This window comes from Pseudomonas sp. PK-RTE-24 (genome assembly GCF_054052265.1).
The window spans coordinates 3,642,893-3,665,193 of record NZ_CM133224.1; the positions used below are offsets into that span (position 1 = coordinate 3,642,893).

Annotated in this window: 20 protein-coding genes; 9 read left to right on the plus strand and 11 right to left on the minus strand. The window is 60.7% G+C overall.

The window, feature by feature from the left end; all coding sequences use genetic code 11:
- Nucleotides 1–77: 77 nt before the first annotated feature.
- The 4 genes from ACV8MC_RS16450 to ACV8MC_RS16465 all read right to left on the minus strand — a co-directional run bounded on the left by ACV8MC_RS16450 (nucleotide 78) and on the right by ACV8MC_RS16465 (nucleotide 4,979).
- Complete coding sequence (locus ACV8MC_RS16450; protein WP_457262653.1) at nucleotides 78–2,789, minus strand: TonB-dependent receptor; 2,712 nt, start codon at nucleotides 2,787–2,789, stop codon at nucleotides 78–80.
- Between the two features lie 211 nt (nucleotides 2,790–3,000).
- Nucleotides 3,001–3,402, minus strand: coding sequence for an ExbD/TolR family protein (locus ACV8MC_RS16455; RefSeq protein ID WP_095182129.1), 402 nt, complete (start codon nucleotides 3,400–3,402; stop codon nucleotides 3,001–3,003).
- Nucleotides 3,402–4,109, minus strand: coding sequence for a MotA/TolQ/ExbB proton channel family protein (locus ACV8MC_RS16460; protein WP_041477200.1), 708 nt, complete (start codon nucleotides 4,107–4,109; stop codon nucleotides 3,402–3,404). Before ACV8MC_RS16460 ends, ACV8MC_RS16455 begins: the two co-directional genes overlap by 1 nt.
- A 45-nt stretch (nucleotides 4,110–4,154) precedes the next feature.
- Complete coding sequence (locus ACV8MC_RS16465; RefSeq protein WP_353188410.1) at nucleotides 4,155–4,979, minus strand: TonB family protein; 825 nt, start codon at nucleotides 4,977–4,979, stop codon at nucleotides 4,155–4,157.
- Nucleotides 4,980–6,051: 1,072 nt separating this feature from the next.
- Between ACV8MC_RS16465 and ACV8MC_RS16470 the strand changes: the two genes are divergently transcribed.
- Nucleotides 6,052–6,675 (plus strand): glutathione S-transferase N-terminal domain-containing protein, encoded by a 624-nt coding sequence (locus ACV8MC_RS16470; RefSeq protein ID WP_125918118.1) that lies wholly within the window; start codon nucleotides 6,052–6,054, stop codon nucleotides 6,673–6,675.
- Nucleotides 6,676–6,852: 177 nt separating this feature from the next.
- On the opposite strand, the gene ACV8MC_RS16475 is transcribed toward ACV8MC_RS16470, so the two are convergent.
- Nucleotides 6,853–7,293 carry a CBS domain-containing protein gene (locus ACV8MC_RS16475; RefSeq protein ID WP_041477195.1) on the minus strand — a complete coding sequence of 147 codons (441 nt, stop codon included), beginning with the start codon at nucleotides 7,291–7,293 and terminating at the stop codon, nucleotides 6,853–6,855.
- A 22-nt stretch (nucleotides 7,294–7,315) separates the two neighbouring features.
- Between ACV8MC_RS16475 and ACV8MC_RS16480 the strand changes: the two genes are divergently transcribed.
- Together ACV8MC_RS16480 and ACV8MC_RS16485 are read left to right on the plus strand one after the other, a co-directional pair.
- Nucleotides 7,316–7,609 (plus strand): hypothetical protein, encoded by a 294-nt coding sequence (locus ACV8MC_RS16480; RefSeq protein ID WP_457262657.1) that lies wholly within the window; start codon nucleotides 7,316–7,318, stop codon nucleotides 7,607–7,609.
- A 61-nt stretch (nucleotides 7,610–7,670) separates the two neighbouring features.
- Nucleotides 7,671–10,031, plus strand: coding sequence for a DNA polymerase II (locus tag ACV8MC_RS16485; RefSeq protein ID WP_457262659.1), 2,361 nt, complete (start codon nucleotides 7,671–7,673; stop codon nucleotides 10,029–10,031).
- Here the strand turns inward: ACV8MC_RS16485 and ACV8MC_RS16490 are convergent.
- The 3 genes from ACV8MC_RS16490 to ACV8MC_RS16500 form a co-directional block, all read right to left on the minus strand.
- The gene (locus ACV8MC_RS16490; RefSeq protein ID WP_457262660.1) at nucleotides 9,996–10,466 is read right to left on the minus strand and encodes a DUF1810 domain-containing protein; all 471 of its coding nucleotides are present in this window, start codon (nucleotides 10,464–10,466) and stop codon (nucleotides 9,996–9,998) included. The genes ACV8MC_RS16485 and ACV8MC_RS16490 overlap by 36 nt on opposite strands.
- A 24-nt stretch (nucleotides 10,467–10,490) precedes the next feature.
- Nucleotides 10,491–11,312: an aldo/keto reductase gene (locus ACV8MC_RS16495; RefSeq protein ID WP_256809067.1), complete on the minus strand. Its 822-nt coding sequence runs from the start codon at nucleotides 11,310–11,312 to the stop codon at nucleotides 10,491–10,493.
- Between the two features lie 249 nt (nucleotides 11,313–11,561).
- Complete coding sequence (locus ACV8MC_RS16500) at nucleotides 11,562–12,710, minus strand: aldose epimerase family protein (protein ID WP_056788705.1); 1,149 nt, start codon at nucleotides 12,708–12,710, stop codon at nucleotides 11,562–11,564.
- A 276-nt stretch (nucleotides 12,711–12,986) separates the two neighbouring features.
- Between ACV8MC_RS16500 and ACV8MC_RS16505 the strand changes: the two genes are divergently transcribed.
- From ACV8MC_RS16505 to ACV8MC_RS16515, 3 genes are all read left to right on the plus strand, one after another.
- On the plus strand, nucleotides 12,987–13,736 hold the full coding sequence (locus ACV8MC_RS16505; protein WP_056788708.1) for a hypothetical protein: 750 nt from the start codon (nucleotides 12,987–12,989) through the stop codon (nucleotides 13,734–13,736).
- 235 nt (nucleotides 13,737–13,971) lie between these two features.
- A complete protein-coding gene (locus tag ACV8MC_RS16510; protein ID WP_041477188.1) occupies nucleotides 13,972–14,757 on the plus strand; it encodes a sulfite exporter TauE/SafE family protein in 786 nt (261 codons plus the stop codon).
- 186 nt (nucleotides 14,758–14,943) lie between these two features.
- Nucleotides 14,944–15,507: a DUF4174 domain-containing protein gene (locus ACV8MC_RS16515; RefSeq protein WP_016775365.1), complete on the plus strand. Its 564-nt coding sequence runs from the start codon at nucleotides 14,944–14,946 to the stop codon at nucleotides 15,505–15,507.
- Between the two features lie 282 nt (nucleotides 15,508–15,789).
- Here the strand turns inward: ACV8MC_RS16515 and ampC are convergent, their stop codons facing one another.
- Entirely contained in the window at nucleotides 15,790–16,956 is a 1,167-nt protein-coding gene (ampC, locus tag ACV8MC_RS16520) for a class C beta-lactamase (RefSeq protein WP_457262663.1), read from the minus strand.
- 160 nt (nucleotides 16,957–17,116) lie between these two features.
- Here ampC and ACV8MC_RS16525 point away from each other — a divergent pair, with 160 nt between their 5' ends.
- Entirely contained in the window at nucleotides 17,117–17,989 is an 873-nt protein-coding gene (locus ACV8MC_RS16525; protein WP_056788727.1) for a LysR family transcriptional regulator, read from the plus strand.
- Between the two features lie 129 nt (nucleotides 17,990–18,118).
- Here ACV8MC_RS16525 and gudD read toward each other — a convergent pair whose 3' ends face one another.
- Together gudD and ACV8MC_RS16535 are read right to left on the minus strand one after the other, a co-directional pair.
- A complete protein-coding gene (gudD, locus tag ACV8MC_RS16530) occupies nucleotides 18,119–19,462 on the minus strand; it encodes a glucarate dehydratase (protein WP_457262664.1) in 1,344 nt (447 codons plus the stop codon).
- 25 nt (nucleotides 19,463–19,487) lie between these two features.
- Nucleotides 19,488–20,834, minus strand: coding sequence for an MFS transporter (locus ACV8MC_RS16535; protein ID WP_016775359.1), 1,347 nt, complete (start codon nucleotides 20,832–20,834; stop codon nucleotides 19,488–19,490).
- Nucleotides 20,835–21,187: 353 nt separating this feature from the next.
- Here ACV8MC_RS16535 and ACV8MC_RS16540 point away from each other — a divergent pair, with 353 nt between their 5' ends.
- Both ACV8MC_RS16540 and ACV8MC_RS16545 read left to right on the plus strand, forming a co-directional pair.
- Nucleotides 21,188–21,901, plus strand: a complete 714-nt coding sequence (locus ACV8MC_RS16540) for a FadR/GntR family transcriptional regulator (protein WP_016775357.1) — start codon at nucleotides 21,188–21,190, stop codon at nucleotides 21,899–21,901.
- 91 nt (nucleotides 21,902–21,992) lie between these two features.
- Nucleotides 21,993–22,223, plus strand: a complete 231-nt coding sequence (locus ACV8MC_RS16545) for a hypothetical protein (protein ID WP_457262666.1) — start codon at nucleotides 21,993–21,995, stop codon at nucleotides 22,221–22,223.
- Nucleotides 22,224–22,301 lie beyond the last annotated feature (78 nt).

Sequence of the window (22,301 nt, forward strand, 5' to 3'; positions counted from 1 at the left end):
GCGCTTCGCACCCCATCGGGGATAAATCCCCTCACCACAAAGGCTCGCTCCCACAGGGGGATGCGCTTTATCTCGGGTTAGAAGTGGTAAGTCATGCGCGCAAACAATGTCCGGCCCAGCGGGTCGGTGTAGCGCGGGTCATAGCCGCTCTGGAAGTTGTAGGCCTGGTTGGAGAACGGCGGGTTGCGGTCGAACACATTCTTCATCCCGGCATCAACGTCGAGTACCTTGTTGAAGGTGTAACCGGCCGACAGATCCCACACCGAATACGAGGCCACGCGCGAATGAGTGTCGCGGTCATAGTCGTTGTAACCGGTGGTGAAGCGGTTGGTCAGCGCCGCCCGTGCCGCGCCGAAGCTCCAGCTGCCGGTGAGGTTGTGCTTCCAGCGCGCGATCACGCCGTCGCCCTGAAAGTCGCCGACCTTGTCGGTGAACGGGCCTTTGATGGTGCTCTGGAAGTCGTACTCGTCGACATAGGTGCCTTGCAGGCCGAGGCCGAACTGACCGTATGGCGTGTTCGGGAAGCGATAGTCGAGCGACACGTCGACACCATTGGTCTCGACGACGCCGAGGTTGGCGTTGCCGGTGACGATGTAGTTGAGCGTGCCGTCGGCGTTGCGCACGAAGCGGTCCGGATAGGAGCCGGCCTGATCGAACACGGTGGATTCCGGGAACGGCTGGATCTGGTTGGAGATGTGAATCCACCAGAAATCCAGACCCACCGACAGATTGCTGATCGGCTGGTAGACGAAGCCCAACGTCACGTTGCGCGCCTTCTCCGGGGCCAGATCCTCGTTGCCGCCAATCTGGTTGAGGAATTGCTGACCGCAATCGCGCCCGCCGTTACCGCCCGGTTGCACCACACCGCCGGTACACAGCACCGGGTCGTTGTAGTAACCCTGAGTGAACGTGATGCTGCGCGGCGAATACAGCTCGTACAGCGATGGCGCGCGGAAACCTTCGCTGTAGGCACCACGCACCACCAGCTCTTTGATCGGCTGATAACGGAACGAATATTTCGGGTTGGTGGTGCTGCCGAAGTCGCTGTATTTGTCGTGGCGCACAGCGGCGGACAGTTCGAGGCTGTCGAGCACCGGCACGTTGAGTTCGGCATAGGCGGCCTTGACGCTGCGGTCGCCCTCGACGCTGCCGGCCGGGTCGATGCCGAGGCTCTGGATGTCGCCGGCGAACGACTCGAAGTCCTGATGGAATTTCTCCTTGCGGTACTCGCCGCCCAGAGCCAGACCGGACGGACCTGCGCCGAACCAGTCGCCGATTTCACGGCTGACGCGACCATCGAACCCGGCCACGCGACCCACGGCTGTGGAGTAGGCGCCGTGGTACGCGGCGGCATCGATGTACTGCTGGCCGGCAGCGGTCTGCGGGCCGAACGGGTTGAGCAAACCGCTGGCCAGCCCGTCAATCATCGCCTGATCGCTGACATAGCCACTGGTGACGCTGGAGACGATTTTGTTCTGGTTGTACGAGGCGCCGACGTTGTAATCCCAGCCGCCAACCAGACCATCGAAGCTCAGCAGAAAGCGCTGGCTGGTGTTCTGGTCTTTCGATTCACGCGGGCCGGCAGCGGTTTCACGCCAGTTCACATCGACCGGCTGCGTCGGGTCGAGGGCGAAATCGGTGGGCGCCGGGGTGATGCCATTGCCGGGGTAGTAGGGCGACGAAGCGTCAAGGCTCAGACCGGTCAGTGGCGCCGGGCCGACGGCGACGGCGTTGTTGTTGCGCGACCAGAAATATTCAAGGTTGGCGTTGTGATCATCGCCGAGCTTGGCAGTGGTCTTGCCGAAGAACGAGGTCTTCTCGGTCTGTGGCACCAGATCGATGTATTCACGGGTGCTGAAGCGGCACAAGCCGTCGCGGGCGATCAGGTTGGGGCCGTTGCAATTGCTGTTGGCCAACGGGTTGGTGGCGTTGCCGTTCTGGCTGTAGTTGCCGGGGAACGCGGTGCCGGAAGTCTGATCGAGACCGCGACCGGGCGCATAGTCGGTGGCGAAGGAGCGGTCGTTGGCGTCGAGGTTCTGCTGCTTGTTGTAGTTGAACACGCCGAGGACGTTGAAGCGGTCTTCTTCCAGATCGCCGTAGCCCCAACTGGCGCTCATGTCTTTGGTCGCGCCGCCACCGCTGTGGGTCGGCGTTTCGCCGCCCAGGGTCAGGGCGCCATCGGTGAGAGATTTTTTGGTGATGAAGTTGATCACACCGCCGATGGCGTCGGTGCCGTACAGGGCCGAGGCGCCGTCGCGCAGCACTTCCACGCGCTCGATGGCGGCGAACGGGATCATGTTCAGATCCACCGCGCCGCCGGCGGAGTTGGTGCCGGACAAGGCATTGTTGGCCAGGCGTCGACCGTTGAGCAGCACCAGCGTTTTGTTCGCGCCGATGCCGCGCATGTCGGCAAACGACGCACCGCCCGTTGCCGCGCCGACAGAGCCGGCGCTGTTGTTGATCGACTGGCTGCCGGTGATGCGCTGCACCAGTTCGGCGGTGGTGGTCACGCCCTGTTTGCGCAGCTCGTCAGCCTTGAGGATGGTGATCGGCACCGCCGTTTCCGCATCGACCCGGCGAATCGCCGAACCGGTCACTTCGACCCGTTGCAGTTGCGTGGTCGGCGCCGCCACGACAGCAGCTGCCGGCGTGGCACTGTTGTCGTCCTCGGCCGCTTGCACGGTTCCGGCGCCCATCCCCATGGCCACCAGATACAGCGGAACAAAACGGTGGCGAGACATCGTTGCCACCAAAGGTTTGAGCGTGAAGCGTGGAGTGTTCATCAGCATGGTTGTTTCCGATTTTCAGACGTTATCGAATTGGCCTTGTGAGCCGCTCATTGCTCCGCTTCCGGTGATACCGCGCGCGGAAAACCACTTTCTTCAAGCAAGCCGATCCCCTCCGAAGACGCGGGGCGTTTTTTCGGTCGGCCGGGTGCGACGGGATTTCTTTTTTTCAGCGGCGCCGGGCGGGTGTTTCAACACCCATCCGGCACCGCACTCAGTGGGTGGTCATCACCGAAATCTTGCTGATGCCGGAGCGTTCGATCGATGCCATCGCCTTGGCCACCTGGCCGTAATTGACGGCGGCATCGGCCTGCAACTGCACGCGCACGTCGGCGTCCTTGGCCTTGACCTCCTTTAGATTGGCCTCGAGGGATTCCGGGGCCAGTTCGGTCTTGGCCAGATAGAACTTGCCGTTCTGATCGACGCTGACCACCACCGGGTCTTTCTTTTCGGCAGGGGCGACGGCGTCGGTTTTCGGCAGGTTGACCTTGATCGCGTTGGTCATTAGCGGCGCGGTGACAATGAACACCACCAGCAGCACGAGCATCACGTCGACCAGCGGCGTGACGTTCATTTCGCTGAGCACTTCATCGCTGTCTTGAGTGGAAAACGACATCAGCTAGCCTCCCGCACGGCGGTGGTGCTTTTGCTGGCAATGGCCTGGCGGCTGATGGAAAAGGCACTGCGCGAGGCGAGGGCGTCGAAGTCGTGGGCGAAGTCGTCCATGTCCGCTGAGGCCAGTTTCAGCCGACGCAGGAAGAAGTTGTAGATCAGCACCGCCGGCACCGCGACGGCGATGCCCACGCCAGTGGCGATCAGCGCGTGGCCGATAGGCCCGGCGACCGCCTCAAGGCTGGCCGAGCCGGTTTCGCCGATGCTTTGCAGGGCTTCCATGATTCCCCACACGGTGCCGAACAAACCAATGAACGGCGCGGTGCTGCCGATACTGGCGAGGATCGCCTGGCCGTTTTCCAGCGAGCGACGTTCCTTCTGGATCTGCTGGCGCAGGTTGCGTTCCAAGCGATCGGAACGGTTGATGGTGTGCGCCAGTTGCTGCGTGGTACGCGGCGAATCTTCCACCAGCAGGGCTTCGAAACCGCTGCTGGCGATGCGCGCCAGCGAGCCCGGATACTGGCTGGCGTGTTCGGCGGCGGTGAGCAGGTCCGGCGCGCTCCAGAAGGCTTTGGCGAACTGCTTGTTCTGCGCTTTCTGGCGCAGGTACTGGGCCGACTTGACCAGCAGGATCGCCCAACTGACCACGGAAAACAGCACCAGACCCCAGAGCACACCGGGGACAATCATCGAAGACAGTGAATCGTTCATGGCTACACCTCGCTTGCGTTAATCAGTAATGAGTCGGTTGTGCCGTCATTGCGGCAATTTGAAATCGATGGTCTGGGTGGCGAAGCCGTCGATCGGCGTGTCACCGCGCTTGGCCGGAATGAACTTCCAGTTCTTCACCGCCGCGACGGCCGCCTCATCCAGTTGCGGCTTGCCGCTGGACTTGGTCACCGTCACCGCACCGGCACGGCCGTTGGCCAGCACCTGAATGCGCAGCACCACGCTGCCTTCCCAATTGCGGCGCAGCGCCAGCGACGGGTATTCCGGCGGCGGGTTGCCAAGGCTGGCCAGGCCGGAAATCGCTGCCGACTCCTTGACCGGAGCGGGCGCAGCAGGGGGTGCCGGTGGTGCGCTCGGTGTCGTCGGCGCCGCAGGTGCGGCAGGTTGCGCCGGGGCCGGCGGCGCTTTCGGTGGCTCGACTTTCTTCACCGGTTTGGGTTTCTCGACCGGTTTTGGTTTTTCGATTGGCTTGGGCTTCTCCACCGGTTTGGGCGGCGGCTTGACCGCGTCCTCGTCTTCCACCGGCTGCTCGGGTTCCGGCGGCGGTGGAGGCGGGGGCGGCGGTGGTGGTTCCGGTGTCGGTGGGGCCGGAGGCGTCGGGCTGGTCAACTCGACGGTCATTTCCGGAATTTCCGGCGGCGTCGGCAGTGGCTCCGGCCGCGCCTGATGGAAGAACCACCACGCGCCGCCGTGTATCAGCGCCGACACGGCGATCAGCAAGAGCAACTGTGGTTTGTTCAACCCGCCGGGTCGTGACGTGTTGGCTGTAAACGCCGGCCTGCCCGGGGGCGGCGGGACCGGCGCTTGCTGCAACGGCCCCGGCAGGGTTTTGTGCTTTACCGCATCGTTCATTAAAGCTCCCTCGGGTCAGATGAAGGGCAATAAGGTGCCGTCCGAACATATGGCTGATGTTCGAGTGAGTGGGTGCAACTTTCTTCAAGGTGTACGCGAGCCGATAGTTGGACTATCTGTTTAAACGGCCTCGAACAAACTTATTGGTTTAGTAGCATCTATATCGATTGTTCATTATCCATTCCGTGGCTTGTTGTTGTGTGGAGACGTGAGCTGTCTCAGGTTTGTTACAGTTTGCAACAGGTGTGCCAGATGTTGCTGAAACCGGTTGAGCGCATATCTTCGGCATTGCTCATGTCGCATTTATATAAGTTTCAAGTTCGCCCGCTGTTTATTCGGCGCGAAGTGGTCCTCAAGTCCTCGCAGAAGGGCTTTTTCCAGAGCGAGTCAGAGGGAACGCTGTATCACGCCGATCGGCGGGATAGAGCGGCTGCTCGGTGATCAGGCTTAGCACCTATCGGTGCGTAGCGAATCGATTTGGTGCAGGTCAGTCATTCAGCGGTTCACAGGACATGTTCCTTATTTTGATTCTGGAGTATTGGTTAACTGCATCACATTCGGGCGTGCGCTTTTGGTGCAACTTCAATGACGGAAAGTCATTGTTCGAGAATCTTGTTGTTGTGCCTTTTATTAATTGCCGTATTTAAAAAATAAATAACACTCGGCGCCCGGCGATCGCTCGATCGCCAGGCACGCAAAGTGTGCATTGGGTTTCAGGTAATAAAGGAGAAGCGCGCCAGGCTGAATAGGTTCGGCTGAACTTGGGGCTGGATTTGCGAGTAAGTCGGGTATGTCGTACGGCGGAGCATTTGAAGATTCACGGGTGAACTCCTTGTTGCCAGCTCGGACAGGCGAACTTTTGGTTCGCTGTCGCACCTTACAAGAACGCGGATAGCGTTCGATGAATGCTCTTGGTGCGGGATGGGCACCGCCAGCGCTGATTGGCGAAGGTTGATTTCGCAAGTCGGCAGTGCATGGGAAAAGCGTGCCAATCACGACACATTTGCAGAATTTTCTACGTCATGCCAGCCAGCCATCTACCCTGTGCAAAGGCCTTATTGGGGGAACGGACATGTACCAGCTCTACGGGCACAAGAATTCCGGCGCGGCTGCCATCGAGGCGGCACTGGAGTTGTGCCAGATCGCCTATCGCTTCATTGATACCGAAGCCAGCGCCGAGGCCGACGAGGCGCTGGGCAAACTCAATCCGCTGAAACAGATACCGACCCTGCAACTGCCGGACGGCAGCGCCATGACTGAAAGCGCGGCGATCCTGATTCACCTGGGCCTGACGTTTCCCAAATCCGGCCTGCTGCCGAGCAAGGCTGCCGATCGTGATCAGGCGATTCGCGGTCTCGCCTACATCGTCAGCAATTGCTACGCAGCGGTTGGCATCATCGATTACCCCGAGCGCTGGCTGAGCGCGCCTGACGAGAGCGCACGGCAAAACCTGATCGCCGGCACGCGCCAGCGCCTGCACTTCAGTTGGGAGGTGTTTGCCGATCAGTTTTCCGGGGAGCTGTATCTGGATGATGAAACGCCCGGTGCACTGGATGTGCTGGCGGCCGTGGTGAGCCGCTGGGCTGGCAGCCGCGAACACCTGCGCCAGACCCGCCCGGGCTTTTATGCGTGGCTGCAAAGGATCGACCGGCACCCGGTGCTGGCACCGGTGTTTGAGCGGCACTGGCCGGCCTGACAGGCGAGATCGTTCCCACGCTCTGCGTGGGAATGCCTCAACGGACGCTCCGCGTTCGGCTTTAGAGGGACGCGGAGCGTCCCGGGCGCATTCCCACGCAGAGCGTGGGAACGATCATCACTGACCTGGCGCATTCGCGAGCAGGCTCGCTCCCACAAGGGGATCACGGCGGTGGGCTCAGTCGCCGCGAATGTACTGCTCCAGCTGTTTGATCAGCTCGGCCTGTTCGGCAATTGCCTCTTTCACCAGGTCGCCGATCGACAGCAAACCGATCAGTTGCCCGTCCTCGACCACCGGCAGGTGGCGCAGGCGTTTGTCCGACATGATGCCAAGGCAGGTGTCGACGGTTTGTCGGGTATCCACGGTAATCACGTCCTTGACCATGATGTCGCGCACTGGCGTACCGACCGAAGAGCGCCCGTGCAGCACCAGTTTGCGTGCATAGTCACGCTCGCTGATGATGCCGACCACTTTGTCGTCTTCGACCACCAGCAAGGCGCCGACGTTTTTCTCGGCCATCTTCATCAGCGCTTCGAGCACCATGTGATCGGGTTTGATCTGGTGCACTTCCTGATTTTTCTGATCTTTGAGCTTGAGCAGTTGGGCGACGGTCTTCATGGCGGTTACTCAGGTGTTGTCGTTGTTCATCAAGCATCGTAGACGCAGCCGCGCAGAGCAAGGTGGCAAAGCGGCAGTTAGCGTGCAAAAAACGCCATTTGCCGGAAAAAACTTCTTTGTATCGGTAAATGAAGCGTCTGTGGCTAGGGGATTTATCTGTAACAAGGGGGATTATCTTTGGCAGAGGATTTATCTGTGGCGATGGGATTTATCTGTGGTGATGGGATTTATCTGTGGCGAGGGGATTTATCCCCGCTGGCCTGCGCAGCAGGCCCTTTCATTAAAAGCGGGGCCGCTTCGCGGCCAGCGGGGATAAATCCCCTCGCCACAAATGCTGCGTAGAATGGCGTTCTGATTGAAACGTTGAGGTCGCAGTGGTGGATTTACAGCAGGGCTTCGTCCTGACCCGGCATTGGCGCGATACGCCGGCCGGCACCGAAGTCGAGTTCTGGCTGGCAACGGACGCCGGGCCGCGCCGCGTGCGTCTGGCGCATCAGCCGTCGGTCGCGTTTATTCCCGCCGCCCAGCGGGAAGCGGCCGAGCGTCTGCTGCACGATGAAAAGAATGTAGAGCTGCGACCGTTGGCGCTGCTGGATTTCCAGCATCGTCCGGTGCTCGGTCTGTATTGCCAGCAGCACGGCCAGTTGATGCGCCTCGAAACCGCGCTCAACCGCGCCGGCGTCGACGTCTTTGAAGCCGACGTGCGCCCGCCGGAGCGCTATCTGATGGAGCGCTTCATCACCGCGCCGGTGCTGTTTGGCGGCACCCCGGATGCTGACGGCGTACTGATCAACGCCCAACTGAAACCCGACCCTACTTACCGGCCGAAACTGCGCCTGGTCTCACTCGACATCGAAACCACCGAAAACGGCGAACTGTACTCCATCGCTCTGGAAGGCTGTGGCGAGCGCCAGGTGTACATGCTCGGCGCGCCGAACGGCGACGCCAGCATTGTCGATTTCGACCTTGAATACTGCGATTCGCGCACGCTCATTCTGAAGAAGCTCAACGACTGGTTCGCCCGCCACGACCCTGACGCGATCATTGGCTGGAACGTCGTGCAGTTCGATTTGCGCATCCTCCATGAACACGCACGGCGTCTTGGCGTGCCGCTGAAGATCGGTCGTGGCGGCGAAGAAATGCAGTGGCGCGAGCACGGCAGCCGCAATCACTACTTCGCCTCGGCAGCGGGGCGGCTGATCATCGATGGCATCGAGTCGTTGCGTTCGGCGACCTGGAGTTTTCCCTCGTTCAGCCTGGAAAACGTCGCGCAGACCCTGCTCGGCGAAGGCAAGGCGATCAACAACCCATACCAGCGCATGGACGAGATCAACCGCATGTTCGCCGAGGACAAACCGGCGCTGGCCAAATACAACCTCAAGGACTGCGAGCTGGTCACGCGGATCTTCGCCAAGACCGAACTGCTGACGTTTTTGCTTGAACGCGCCAGCGTCACCGGTTTGCCGGCCGACCGCAGCGGCGGTTCGGTCGCCGCGTTCACCCATTTGTACATGCCGTTGATGCACCGCCAGGGCTTCGTTGCACCCAATCTGGGCACCAATCCACCCCAGGCCAGCCCCGGCGGGTTTGTCATGGATTCACGCCCGGGGCTTTACGAATCGGTGTTGGTCCTCGATTACAAAAGCCTTTACCCGTCGATCATCCGCACCTTTCTGATCGACCCGGTGGGCTTGATCGAGGGCCTGCAACACCCGGACGACGCTGACTCGGTACCAGGTTTCCGTGGCGCACGCTTCTCGCGCACCCGCCATTGCCTGCCGTCCATCGTGGAGCGGGTGGCCGAAGGGCGCGAAACCGCCAAGCGCGAACACAACGCGCCGCTGTCCCAAGCGCTGAAGATGATCATGAACGCCTTCTACGGCGTGCTCGGCTCCAGTGGTTGCCGTTTTTTCGATACCCGGCTCGCCTCGTCGATCACTTTGCGCGGCCACGAAATCATGCTGCGCACCCGCCAGTTGATCGAAGAACAGGGCCACGCGGTCATTTACGGCGACACCGATTCAACCTTCGTCTGGCTGCGCAGTCTGCACGGCCAGGAAGAAGCAGCGCAGATCGGCCATGCGCTGGTCAAGCACGTCAACGATTGGTGGCGCGCCCATGTGCGCGAGGAATACGGGCTGGAAAGCGCGCTGGAATTGCAGTTCGAGATTCACTACAAGCGCTTCCTGATGCCGACGATTCGCGGCGCCGAGGAGGGCAGCAAGAAGCGCTACGCCGGCCTGGTCACCCGCGCCGATGGCAGCGAGGAAATGGTCTACAAGGGCCTGGAAACCGTGCGCACCGACTGGTCGCTGCTGGCCCGGCAATTTCAGCAAGAGCTGTATGAGCGGATTTTTCAGCGCAAGCCGTATCAGGATTACGTGCGCGACTACGTGCGCAAGACCCTCGCTGGCGAGTTCGACGATCGGCTGATCTACCGCAAACGCCTGCGCCGCACCCTCGACGATTATGAACGCAACGTGCCGCCGCACGTCCGCGCGGCGCGGCTGGCCGACGAATACAACGCCGAGCACGGGCGGCCACGGCAATATCAGAACGGCGGCTGGATCAGCTACGTCATCACCCTGGCCGGCCCGGAGCCGCTGGAGGTACGCCGCGCCGCCATCGACTACGACCACTACATCACTCGGCAGCTGCAACCGGTGGCGGATGCGATTCTGCCGTTTGTCGACGACGACTTCTCAACCCTGATCGGTGGGCAACTGGGCCTGTTTTGAGTCGAGCAATTGCAGCGTCCATTCATCGAGAATGCCGTGGAAGTACCGCTCCAGTGCCTGATGTAACAGGCTGTCCTCGGCGCTGAACTGGGCGAACAAAGTCATCGAAGAATGAAATTTCAGGTCATCGGGATGGCCGAAAATGTCTGCAATCGAGCGCTGCGGCACATTCAGCACCAGTTGCGTGCAAGTGCGCAGCCGCGCCCCGAGCAGCTCGTGGGCCAGATAGGCTTGGGCTTCCTCGGCTGAACCAATGGCAAAGCGCCGGGCCATCTCGCTGCCGCCCAACCCGGCGAACTGCGGGAAGACGAACCACATCCAGTGGCTGCGCTTGCGGCCCGTCTCGAGTTCACGCTGGACCCGTTCGAACACCGGGTCCTGAGCCTGGACAAAACGTTGCAGGTTGTACGGGTCGTGCAGATCTGTGCTTCTCATGGCGAAGCCCTCGCAGTCGGCAGCTCAGACCATGGCCAGTCGCTGCTTGCGTTGTGGCGCCGGAAACACCTTGTCCAGCGCCGCCAGATCCCCGGCGTCCAGTTGCAACTGCGCCGCCTCGGCATTGAGTTGCACATGCTCCGGGCGCACAGCCTTGGGAATCGCAATCACGCCGTCCTGGCGCAGGAGCCACGCCAGCGAAACCTGCGCCGGGGTGGCGTTGTGACGGCTGGCAATGTCTTGCAGGACCGGCTCGGCGAGCATCGCGCCGCCCTGGCCGATCGGACAGTACGCCATCAACGGCAGGCGCTGATGCTGGCACCACGGCAGCAGATCGAATTCGATGCCGCGCTCCTCAAGGTTGTACAGCACCTGATTGGTGGCGCAGGCCGAGCTGGAGAGTTCTTCGAGGTCGTCGACATCGAAATTCGACACGCCCCAACGGCCGATCTTGCCGTCCTCGCGCAGGCGTTCGAAGGCTTCGACGGTTTCCTCCAGCGGATACTGACCGCGCCAGTGCAGCAGATACAGATCGATGTAGTCGGTACCGAGCCGACGCAAACTGCGCTCGCAGGCTTGCGGGATGCCCTCGCGGCTGGCGTTGTGCGGGTAGACCTTGCTGACCAGAAAGACTTGATCGCGCAGACCGGCGATGGCTTCGCCGACCACCGTTTCGGCACCGCCCTCGGCGTACATCTCGGCGGTGTCGATCAGGGTCATGCCGAGCTCGATGCCCGTGCGCAGCGCCGCCACTTCACGGCTGTGCGCCGAACGATCCTCGCCCATGCGCCAGGTGCCCTGACCAATCACGGGAACCTGTACGCCGGCCAATTCAAGAGTACGCATTCAAACCTCCTGCCTTAAAGAGTCGATATCTTTAGTGGGCAGCAGGATAGAGCAAGGGTTCCCGGAAGGAAGGAGGAGTCAAGGATGAAACCGGTCAATCGTGGCGAGGGGATTTATCCCCGCTGGGCTGCGAAGCAGCCCCGATCCTGCAACTCGCGCTGTATCAGACAGCGTTCTATTGCAGGTTTTTGGGGCTGCTTCGCATCCCAACGGGGATGAATCCCCTCGCCACAGGGGGAGCATGGCAGGTTACTTGGTGGAGAACTTGAGGATCACGCTGTGGGCGTAAGTCTGCCCCGGATCAAGCCGCGTGCTCGGGAAGTCCGGCTGGTTCGGCGAATCCGGGTAGTGCTGGGTCTCGAGGGTGAACGCGCCCCAGTGTGGATAGACCTTGCCGCCCTTGCCCTTGACCGTGCCGTCGAGGAAGTTGCTGGTATAGAACTGCACGCCCGGCTCGCTGGTGAACAGTTGCAGGACGCGTCCGGATTGCGGATCGCTGACTTCGGTGGCGAGCTTGCTGACATCGCCCTTGGTGTCCAGCGCCCAGTTGAAATCGAAGCCGCCCTGTTTCGGCTCGGCGAATTTCAGCTGCGGATGATCAGCCTTGATGTGCGTGCCGATTGCCGTCGGTTTGCTGAAGTCCATCGGCGTGCCGGCGACAGCCGCCAGCTCCCCGGTCGGGATCAGTTTGGCGGTGACCGGCGTGTAATGGCTGGAGTTGATCATGGCGACTTGCTTGAGAATATCGCCATTGCCGGCGCCGGCCAGGTTGAAGTAGCTATGGTTGGTCAGGTTGAGCACGGTCGGCTTGTCGGTGCTGGCCTTGTAGTCGATGCGCAGCTCGTTGTTGTCGGTCAAGCGATAGGTGACTTCGGTGGTCAGATTGCCTGGGAAGCCCATCTCGCCGTCGGCCGACAGGTAGGTCAGGGTTACGCCCACCGAATCCTTGTCCTTGGTCTCTTTGGCCTTCCAGACTTTCTTGTCGAAACCTTCGGGGCCGCCGTGCAGGGCGTTGGATTTGTCGTTCTGCGGCACTTGATAACGCTTGCCGTCGAGTTCGAAAGCACCTTCGGCCAGGCGATTGCCGAAGCGGCCGATGGTCGCGCCGAAGTACGCGGTGCCTTTCTGATAGCCCTGCACATCGTCAAAGCCCAACACGATGTCGTCGAACTTGCCGTGTTTGTCAGCGACTTTCAGCGCTTGCAGGGTCGCGCCGTAGGTGATCACGGTGGCCTGCATGCCGTGGCTGTTGCGCAGGATGTACTGTTCGACAGGCGTGCCGTCATTGGTTTTGCCGAAGGCTTTGTGTTCGGCGGTCAGGCCCGCCGCGTTGGCGGAAAGGGTAGCGATCATCAGGGACAGTCCGAGGCCGGAGAGCAGGTGACGGGATTGAAGCATGGTTTACCTTCCTTTTTGTTGTTGTTTTCGTATTGACCGTAGGAGCTGCCGAAAGCTGCTCCTATATGTCACTAGTCATGCTATTTGAGTCGAGAGAGAAGATTTATAGCGGATTTACCGCTGTTGGCAAATATAAAGTCCGACTAATTGATATGGCGAAAAGCGCCGAAGGTCGGCTCACCGCCCGGGCACTGCACTTTTTCGTAATCGGCGGCTCTATGCATGGCCAGGATGCGGTGACTCCCGCCGCACAGGAATGTGCCTGTCCGAGACTTCATGCCGAGTGTTTTTGCCCTGATCACCGTCGCTCACCGCCGCCCGTGCCTGCTGCTGGCCTGCCTGTTGTCGCTGTTGCTCAGCGGCTGCAGCCACCAGAACGGCAATGGATTTTTCAATCAGATACGTGAAGGGCAGCCGCAGGAATTTCTGCAGACCAGCGTCGACCGCATGGCCACCCTGGCGATGCGCGACAACCTCGACAGCCTTTACCGGCTGATGGGCAAGCTCTACCTGCGCAACCCCGAAGAACTGCGCAAATCCGGTTTCCTCACCGTCAACGCCGCCGTGAAACAGGTGCGTCTCGCTGTCGAGCAACAGCAGCCGTTGCCCGTGCTGGGCGGGCGTAAGGATCTGGCGGCGCTGAGCTATGCGATGAGCCCGGAATTCCTCGGCGACCGCGTCGGCGCCTTCATCTATGCAATCGGCAGCATGCTGGTTACCGCCCACGGCAATCGCACCGAGTTCTACATGACCGACGCGATCAACCCGACGTTCGTGCACAACGCCGCGCGCAACATCGAAAAAGCCATGTGGATTTTGTCGCAACGGCAGAACAAGGAAGGCCAGCCGTTGCTGTTCTCCAACGAAATCTCGGAGGAGGGCAGCAACCTCAGCTTCGCCACCGAATTCAGCAAAATCGTCGCGCGCCTGGACCTGCTCACGCAGATGCTCGATGAGCGCTATCGCAGGATCGGCCTGAATTATGCGCAGAGTCTGTTGTTTCTGAATTTCCTGCCGGTGCAGTGAACCCGGCAGGTTTTCTGTAGCGCCAGGGGCCACTGTGGGAGCGAGCCTGCTCGCGAATGCGTTGCGTCATTCAACTCATCGGTCGGCTGACACCCCCTTCGCGAGCAGGCTCGCTCCCACAGGCATCTGCGGTAAATTCGATATGGCATAACCATAGACCGCATCGATATATGTGGTTATAAGAAAAATCGCTATGCTGCGGGCCAGATTTTCCTGTCGTTTTCTGGACGTTTGAATGGAATTGGCAAATTTCGGCCTGGTGATTGCCGGGCTGGTGGTGGGGTTTATCGTCGGCATGACCGGTGTCGGCGGCGGTTCGTTGATGACGCCGATCCTGCTGTGGTTCGGCATCAACCCGGCGACGGCGGTGGGTACGGACCTGTTGTACGCCGCGATCACCAAATCCAGCGGCGTCCTCGTTCACAAGAAGAACAAGAACATAGACTGGGCGATCACCGGCTGGCTGACCCTCGGCAGTGTGCCAGCCGTGGCCATGACCCTGTGGTTCCTCAGCACCCTGCACACCGCGCCGGACGCGATGAACGCCATTATCAAACAGGCGCTCGGCTTCGTCCTCTTCGCCACCGCCCTGGCGATTTTCTTCAAGAAACGCTTGCTCGAATTTGCCCACAAACGCGCCGGCGGCAACTACAACCCGAGCGGTTCGCGGCTTAACGTGATGACGGTGATCACCGGTCTGATCCTCGGCACCATGGTCGCCCTGACCTCGATCGGCGCCGGCGCACTGGGCACCGTCGCCTTGTTCATCCTCTACCCGCTACTGCCAACCCGCCGCCTGGTCGGCACGGAAATCGCCCACGCCGTACCACTGACCCTCGTCGCCGGCCTCGGCCACGCAAGCATGGGCAACATGGATTGGGGCGTGCTGGGCTTCCTGCTGATGGGCTCGCTGCCAGGCATCTGGCTCGGCAGCCACCTGACCGGACGCATCTCCGACGAAGTCCTGCGCCCGTGCCTGGCGACGATGCTGGTGTTGATTGGTTACAAGTTGGCGTTCTGAGTCAGCCTGGAGAAAACACTTCCTGTGCAGCGGCCGTAGGGAGGTGCCGATGATCGCTTACGTCATGTTGCGCAAAGTTCTCCCTGACCTAAGCTTCTGACAGGGCAATGCCTTTTTGCCAGACACCGCCGGAACAATCGCCACGATGCGCAATCAGTAGTGCGTGGATATCAAAAGGAGATGCGCATGCTCATCAGGTCCCTGACCCTGACCCTCTTGCTGGCAATCGCCGGCCCCCTGTTCGCCGCCGACAGCGATTCACCCCTGGCCGGGGACGTGGGCCGCGCCCGTCCGCTGATCGTGATTGCGCAAAGCACCGTCGACCCGGTCTGGCTGAGCTTGAAAAAGTCACTGGAAGACCCGGCCAACAAAAAGGGCGTCACCGACCGCAACATCAAGGTCTACACCATCCTCAGCATGTCCGGCCAGCTCGACGGCAAGGACATGGGCCAGCAGGACACCATGGCCCTGCTGCGCTCGCTGAAGCTCGGCGCCGGCGCCTATCCAAAAGTGTTCCTGGTGGGCAAGGACGGCGAAACCAAGCTCTCCGCTTCGGGTGACGAAGCCAAGGCATTGAGCCTGGCGAAAATCTTCGAAACCATCGACGCCATGCCCATGGCCGAAAAAGAAGCCGCCGCTGCGGCCGCCGCCGCACAAACACCTGCCGCCACCGAGCCGGAACCGGCCAAAGGCGCAAAGGGCAGCAAACCGGCAAAACCGAGCAAACCGCCGCAGATGCCGGATGATTGATTGCGCGTTGCGTGAGTGAAGCAAAATCCCTGTGGGAGCTGGTAGACCAGCTCCCACATTTTTTTGTGAAGTGCACAGTTAAAATGTGGGAGCGAGCCTGCTCGCGATAGCGGTTTTTCAGGCGCTGAAAGGTGACTGATCGAGCGCATTCGCGAGCAGGCTCGCTCCCACAAGTCATCTTCTGATCGAAAGTTGTTGCAGCCTGCGACACCTCCAACGTTAACCGAGTGAAAACCCGATCCTGTAGGAGCCGCAGAAGGCTCGGGCTGCGATCTTCTGCTCTTAATCCGCCAACGCCGCGAAAACCGTGTGCGCAATCTTCACCCGTTCGGCATTCGGGTAATTCTTGTTGGCAAGAATCACAATGCCCATGTCCCGCGACGGCACAAACGCCACATACGCGCCAAAGCCCCGTGTAGAACCTGTTTTATTGAACAGCACATTGGCCGGCTCAGCTTGCGGTGGGGTCAGCCACTCGACTTTGTGAGGTTCCATAGCCATGGGGGTCGAGTTGCCGTTTTGCAGTTTTTCCAAAGTGATCGGGTAGGCGTAGCGTTCCCAGCCCAGGCCTTGGGTCATGTCGTCGACGCGGTAATAACCAATGTGCGTGTTGGCGATGGCTTGGTGCAGATCAGGCCCAAGGCTGGCCGGTTTCAGTTGTGCCTGGACGTAACGCAGCAGGTCGGCGGCGCTGGTTTTGATGCCGTAGGCCTCGGCGTCAAGGGCGCCGGGGCTGACGCGCACGGGTTGGTCGGCGCTGTCGTAGCCTTGGGCGTAAAGCTTCGACTGCGCTGGCGCCACGCTGAGGAAGGTGTGCTGCAAACCGAGTTTCGGCAGCAGGGTTTGCGTCATTGCCTGGTCGAACGGCTGGCCGAGGCTTTTCGCCGTCAGGTAGCCGAACAGGCCCAGGCTCGGGTTGGAATACAGGCGATGGCTGCCAGCGGGAAATTGCGGTTTCCACTGTTGGTAATAGCCGAGCATCTTGTCGGAAGAATCCGCCTCGGCAGGAAATTGCAGCGGCAGACCGCCAGCACTGTAGGTGCCCAGTTGCAGCACGCTGATGTTGTCGAAGGCGCTGCCCTTGAGCTCCGGCCAGAGCTGGCTGGCCTTGCTCGACAGGTCGAGTTTGCCGGTGGCCTGGGCGTAACCGGCGAGGGTGGCGGTGAAGGTTTTACTCACCGAGCCGACTTCGAACAGGGTGTTTTCACTGACTTTTTGCCCGGTGTCTTTGGCAGCGACTCCGTAATTAAAGTAATGCGCCTGGCCATTCAGCGTGATCGCTACGGTCAGCCCCGGGATGTTGTTTTGCTGCATCACCGGGGTGACGGCTTGGCTGACCAGTGCCTGCAATTGCGCATCCGTCGGCGTTGCGGCATGACAGGCAACGCTGCCGAAGAACAGTGCGAAAGCGCTGTGGGAAAAGACCTTGCTCGGTTTGAAGGAACACATGAGTGAATCACTCTCCATGAGTGTCGTTTGTTGTATCCCGCTACACTGCGGGTGATTTTTTCATCGGGCGGCTGATCAGCGCGGTTAATTTAGGCACTTTGCCGACCTTCGACAAACGATGAAAACTCGCACGAACCCTTAGAAAAATTTGGGACAACCCATGATTCGACCGCAACTGCCGCTCAACGCTCTGCGCGCGTTTGAAGCTTCGGCACGCCACCTGAGCTTCACCCGCGCCGCCGTCGAACTGTGCGTAACGCAGGCAGCGGTCAGCCATCAGGTCAAAAGCCTGGAAGCGCAGCTCAACCTGACCCTGTTCAAACGCCTGCCCCGTGGTCTGATGCTGACCAGTGAAGGCGAAACCTTGCTGCCGGTGCTCAGCACCTCATTCGACCACATTGCGCAGATGCTCGAGCGTCTGGCTGGTGGGCAGTATCGCGACATGTTGACGGTCGGCGCGGTGGGCACGTTTGCCGTGGGCTGGCTGTTGCCGAGGCTGGCGGACTTTCGGGCGAAATATCCGCTGATCGATTTACGCCTGTCGACCCACAACAACCGGGTCGATGTGGCGGCGGAAGGGCTGGATTACGCGATTCGTTTCGGCGCTGGCGCCTGGCATGGCATTGAGGCGACACGCTTGCTCGATGCGCCGTTGTCGGTGTTATGCGTGCCGGAGATTGCCCGGCAACTGCACGCGCCGGCGGACCTGTTGCAGCAGACCTTGCTGCGTTCCTATCGCACTGATGAATGGCCGCAGTGGTTTCAGGCGGCGGGCCTGGCGACCCAGGCTGCGCCACCGCAAAGCATCGTCTTCGACTCTTCACTGGCGATGATGGAAACGGCGTTGCAGGGCGGCGGCGTGGCGTTGGCGCCGCCACTGATGTTCGCCCGGCAACTGGCGGCTGATGCGATTTGCCAGCCGTTCGCGATCGAGATCACCACCGGCAGTTACTGGCTGACGCGGTTGCAGTCGCGAGCGGAAACGGCGGCGATGAACGCGTTCAAGGCGTGGTTACTGCAAGTTTCTGCCTGACACAAACCCCCCCCTTGTGGGAGCGAGCCTGCTCGCGAAAGCGGTGCATCAGCGACAGCACTATCGACTGACCTGACGCCTTCGCGAGCAGGCTCGCTCCCACAATTGAAATCAGCGGCGCCTGCTGGATCACCGCACCAGACACGGCCGTTTGTTATCGAATTTCCACCCCGGAATCAGGAACTGCATCGCCACGCTGTCATCCCGCGCGCCGAGGCCCATGCCTTTGTACAGTTCGTGGGCCTTGGCCACTTGATCCATGTCCAGTTCCACGCCCAGTCCCGGTTTCTGCGGCACTTGCACGCAGCCGTCGACAATTTGCAGCGGTGCCTTGGTCAGACGCTGGCCGTCCTGCCAGATCCAATGGGTGTCGATGGCCGTGATGTCGCCCGGTGCCGCAGCGGCGACATGGGTAAACATCGCCAGAGAGATATCGAAGTGGTTGTTGGAATGCGAACCCCAAGTCAGGCCCCATTCGTGGCACATCTGCGCGACGCGCACCGAACCCTGCATGGTCCAGAAGTGCGGGTCGGCCAGCGGGATGTCCACTGACTGCAACTGAATCGCGTGGCCCATTTCACGCCAATCGGTGGCGATCATGTTGGTCGCGGTTTTCAGCCCGGTGGCGCGGCGGAATTCGGCCATGACTTCGCGCCCGGAATAACCGTTTTCCGCGCCGCAAGGGTCTTCGGCGTAGGCGAGCACTTGGTGCTGATCGCGGCACAGACGAATTGCTTCTTTCAGCGACCAGGCGCCGTTCGGATCGAGGGTGATCCGCGCGTCGGGGAAACGCTCGGCCAGTGCCGTGACCGCTTCGATTTCGGCATCGCCGCTGAGCACGCCGCCCTTGAGTTTGAAATCCTTGAAGCCGTATTTGGCATGCGCCGCCTCCGCCAGACGCACGACCGCTTCGGCGGTCATGGCTTTCTCGTGGCGCACGCGGAACCAGTCGTTGTCGGCGTCCGGTTCGCTGCGGTAGGCGAGATCGGTTTCGTGCTGATCGCCAACGTAAAACAGATAACCGAGCATTTTCACTTCGTCGCGTTGCTGACCTTCACCGAGCAGTGCCGCCACCGGCACGTCCAGATGTTGGCCGAGCAGGTCGAGGAGGGCGGCTTCCAGGCCGGTGACCGCGTGAATGGTGATGCGCAGGTCGAACGTCTGCAGACCACGGCCGCCGGCATCGCGGTCGGCGAAGGTCTGGCGCACTTGGTTGAGGATCTTCTGGTAGGTGCCGATCGGGCTGCCGACCACCAGATTGCGCGCGTCTTCCAGTGTCTGGCGAATGCGCTCGCCACCGGGCACTTCGCCGACGCCGGTATGGCCGGCGTTGTCCTTGAGGATGACGATGTTGCGGGTGAAAAACGGCCCGTGGGCGCCGCTCAGGTTGAGCAGCATGCCGTCGTGACCGGCCACCGGAATGACCTGCATGTCGGTGATGAGCGGAGCTTTGGCGGTGTCATGAACAGTCATTGTTGTTTTCCTTGTCGAGACGAAGTCAGGCGTGTTTCGGCGCGGCGTCGGCCACGGCTTTTTCAGCAGCGGGTTTCGGCGTGGTGCGCGCAGCGAAGACGATGATTGCGGCGATGATCGAGGTCGCGGCCAGACCATAGAGGCCGCCCTGAATCGAGCCGGTGTGTTGTTCGAGCAGGCCGAAGGTGGTTGGCGCGACGAAGCCGCCGAGGTTGCCCACCGAGTTGATCAGCGCGATCACTGCCGCCGCGATGCGTGCATCCAGATAAGCCTGGGGAATCGGCCAAAACAGCGACGAGGCGGATTTGAAACCCAGCGCCGCAAAGCAGATCGCGACGAAGGCAAAGATCGGCCCGCCAGTGGTGGACATGAACATCCCCGCTGCGGCGATCAACAGGGCGGTGGCGACCCAAGCTTGTTGATGTTTCCACTTCGCCGACAGCGAGGCGAAGGCGTACATGCCGACGATCGACAGCAACCATGGAATCGAGTTGAACAGGCCGACCTGCACGTCGCTGAGTTCGCCCATCTTCTTGATGATGCTCGGCAGCCAGAAGGTCGCGGCGTAGATAGTCAGTTGAATGAAGAAGTAGATCAGGCAGAACAGAATGATCTGCCGGTCCTTGAGCAGTTTGCCCAGCGACGGCCGGATCGGCGTCGCCGCTTCGCGGGCCTTTTGCTCGTCGTCGATGGCGCTGACCAGCGCATCCTGTTCGGCGCGGCTCAGCCATTTCGCGTCGTGGGGTTTGGCGTCCAGCCAGAACCAGACGAAGACGCACAGGCACACCGAGAACATCCCCTCGATGAAATACATCCATTGCCAGCCGTGCATGCCCAGCCCATTGATCTGCAGGAGCAGACCGGACAGCGGGCCGGAGATCAGCGAGGCCACGGCAGAGCCGCTGAGGAAGATCGCGATCGCCTTGCCGCGCTCAACGCCTGGCAGCCAACGAGTGAAGTAGTAAATCACCCCGGGAAAGAACCCGGCCTCGGCGACACCGAGCAGGAAACGCAGAATATAGAAGTGGGTTTCGTTCTGGATGAAGGCCATGCAGGCCGCGACTATGCCCCAAGTGAACATGATGCGGGTCAGCCAGATGCGTGCGCCGACTTTCTGCAAAAGCATGTTGGACGGCACTTCGAACAGCGCGTAACCGATGAAGAACAGCCCGGCGCCGAAGCCATAAGCGGCAGCACCAATGCCCAGATCGGTTTCCATGTGGGTGCGGACGAAGCCGATGTTCACCCGGTCAATGTAATTGACGATGAACATGATCACGAAGAGCGGCAGGACGTGGCGTTTGACTTTGGAGATGGCTGAGGCGAGCGTCGGATCGACGCTGTCCTGCATCCCGGAGACGGAGGTTTTCACTGATGTTTCTCCCACTGATTATTTTTATGCGGGTAGGACTGAGTGCTGCGTTGTTGCTAGACATCATACAACTGTAATTTTTTGTCCTACAAGTGGGGAGGGCGATCAAATTCTTCTGATTGTTCGGTTTTTTATGCGAAAACCGGATTATAGCTCGTATTAATTGAACATTTCGCCAGTCGAGCGGAGCGCCTTTTGAGATATGAATGGTGATGCGTGATGGCTGGCTATTGAAAATATTCGACGTAATTGAGTGTTGTCATACAAGTAGATGGCCTATCGACCGCTAAAATCCATCTCAACCGTCATCCCGCAGTGCTACGATCGGCAAGCCCCGATCACCGGAACCGATCATGCAAGAAGACCTCGACGCGCCCGCGCGCAAACGCACGCACAACCTCGCTCATGACTTGGTAGAAAAGCTCACCCAGAGCATCCTGCTCGGGCAACTGTCGCCCGGTGACAAGCTGCCTTCGGAGAACTCCATCGTGCAGGAGCACGGGGTCAGCCGCACGGTGGTACGTGAGGCGATTTCCAAGTTGCAGGCCTCGGGGCTGGTGGAGACGCGCCATGGCATCGGTACTTTCGTCATCGAGCGCGCAGCGGAGCAGGGCCTGCGCCTGAATGTCGACACGGCGCTCGGTGTGCGCAGCATTCTTGAGCTGCGCATGGGCCTGGAAACGCAAGCGGCCGCACTGGCGGCGCAGCGGCGCAGTGAGCAGCAGGTCCAGCAGATGCGTCAGGCGCTGGATGACTATCAACGGCTGCTGGCGAACAACGACAGCTGCGTGGAGGCCGATCGGCGTTTTCATCTGCTGATCGCCGAGGCCACTGGCAACGCTTGTTTCAGCGAGATCATGCAGCACCTGGGCAGTGCGATGATCCCGCGCAATCGCCTGAATGCCGCCGAGCGCGGCGCGGCGGATCTGAGCAAGCTCGGCCACTTGGCCAATCTGGAACACGAGGCGATTCTGAATGCGATCAAGCGCCAGGACGCCGATGCCGCCCGCGCCGCGATGTGGCTGCACCTGACCAACAGTCGCGATCGCTTTATCGCCCAAGGCTGATGCCGCTGGTCTGATCTATCGCACGCCGTCAAAGGTCGCGCTTCCAAACAATACGCCCCGGATAATCCGGGCCAGTATTGTGAGGTGCAGCATGGCTGATGACGCACTTGTTCCCGGTGGCATGGCGCCCACTGAGCAGACCCGCCCCGTATCCGGCACTGACGAGCCGACCCTGAGCGATCACGACGCACCGCCGGGCATGGACCCGGGCCGCGACCCGTTGAGCGATGCCGACCGCCCGGATGACTGGAAGGATCCGCCGGATGACGACGATGTACCGCCGGCGGACGAGCCGACGCCGTTGTCGGATGATTTGCGCTGAGGTCTGGATTATTCATTGAGTGGGCCGGCCTCTTCGCGAGCAGGCTCGCTCCCACAATGGATGTATGTACGACACAGC

Coding starts and splice junctions, on each gene's coding strand:
- ACV8MC_RS16450 (WP_457262653.1), bottom strand. CDS start 2,789: ATGCTGATGAACACTCCACGCTTCACGCTCAAACCTTTGGTGGCAACG.
- ACV8MC_RS16455 (WP_095182129.1), bottom strand. CDS start 3,402: ATGTCGTTTTCCACTCAAGACAGCGATGAAGTGCTCAGCGAAATGAAC.
- ACV8MC_RS16460 (WP_041477200.1), bottom strand. CDS start 4,109: ATGAACGATTCACTGTCTTCGATGATTGTCCCCGGTGTGCTCTGGGGT.
- ACV8MC_RS16465 (WP_353188410.1), bottom strand. CDS start 4,979: ATGAACGATGCGGTAAAGCACAAAACCCTGCCGGGGCCGTTGCAGCAA.
- ACV8MC_RS16470 (WP_125918118.1), top strand. CDS start 6,052: ATGTACCAGCTCTACGGGCACAAGAATTCCGGCGCGGCTGCCATCGAG.
- ACV8MC_RS16475 (WP_041477195.1), bottom strand. CDS start 7,293: ATGAAGACCGTCGCCCAACTGCTCAAGCTCAAAGATCAGAAAAATCAG.
- ACV8MC_RS16490 (WP_457262660.1), bottom strand. CDS start 10,466: ATGAGAAGCACAGATCTGCACGACCCGTACAACCTGCAACGTTTTGTC.
- ACV8MC_RS16495 (WP_256809067.1), bottom strand. CDS start 11,312: ATGCGTACTCTTGAATTGGCCGGCGTACAGGTTCCCGTGATTGGTCAG.
- ACV8MC_RS16500 (WP_056788705.1), bottom strand. CDS start 12,710: ATGCTTCAATCCCGTCACCTGCTCTCCGGCCTCGGACTGTCCCTGATG.
- ACV8MC_RS16505 (WP_056788708.1), top strand. CDS start 12,987: ATGCCGAGTGTTTTTGCCCTGATCACCGTCGCTCACCGCCGCCCGTGC.
- ACV8MC_RS16510 (WP_041477188.1), top strand. CDS start 13,972: ATGGAATTGGCAAATTTCGGCCTGGTGATTGCCGGGCTGGTGGTGGGG.
- ACV8MC_RS16515 (WP_016775365.1), top strand. CDS start 14,944: ATGCTCATCAGGTCCCTGACCCTGACCCTCTTGCTGGCAATCGCCGGC.
- ampC (WP_457262663.1), bottom strand. CDS start 16,956: ATGTGTTCCTTCAAACCGAGCAAGGTCTTTTCCCACAGCGCTTTCGCA.
- ACV8MC_RS16525 (WP_056788727.1), top strand. CDS start 17,117: ATGATTCGACCGCAACTGCCGCTCAACGCTCTGCGCGCGTTTGAAGCT.
- gudD (WP_457262664.1), bottom strand. CDS start 19,462: ATGACTGTTCATGACACCGCCAAAGCTCCGCTCATCACCGACATGCAG.
- ACV8MC_RS16540 (WP_016775357.1), top strand. CDS start 21,188: ATGCAAGAAGACCTCGACGCGCCCGCGCGCAAACGCACGCACAACCTC.
- ACV8MC_RS16545 (WP_457262666.1), top strand. CDS start 21,993: ATGGCTGATGACGCACTTGTTCCCGGTGGCATGGCGCCCACTGAGCAG.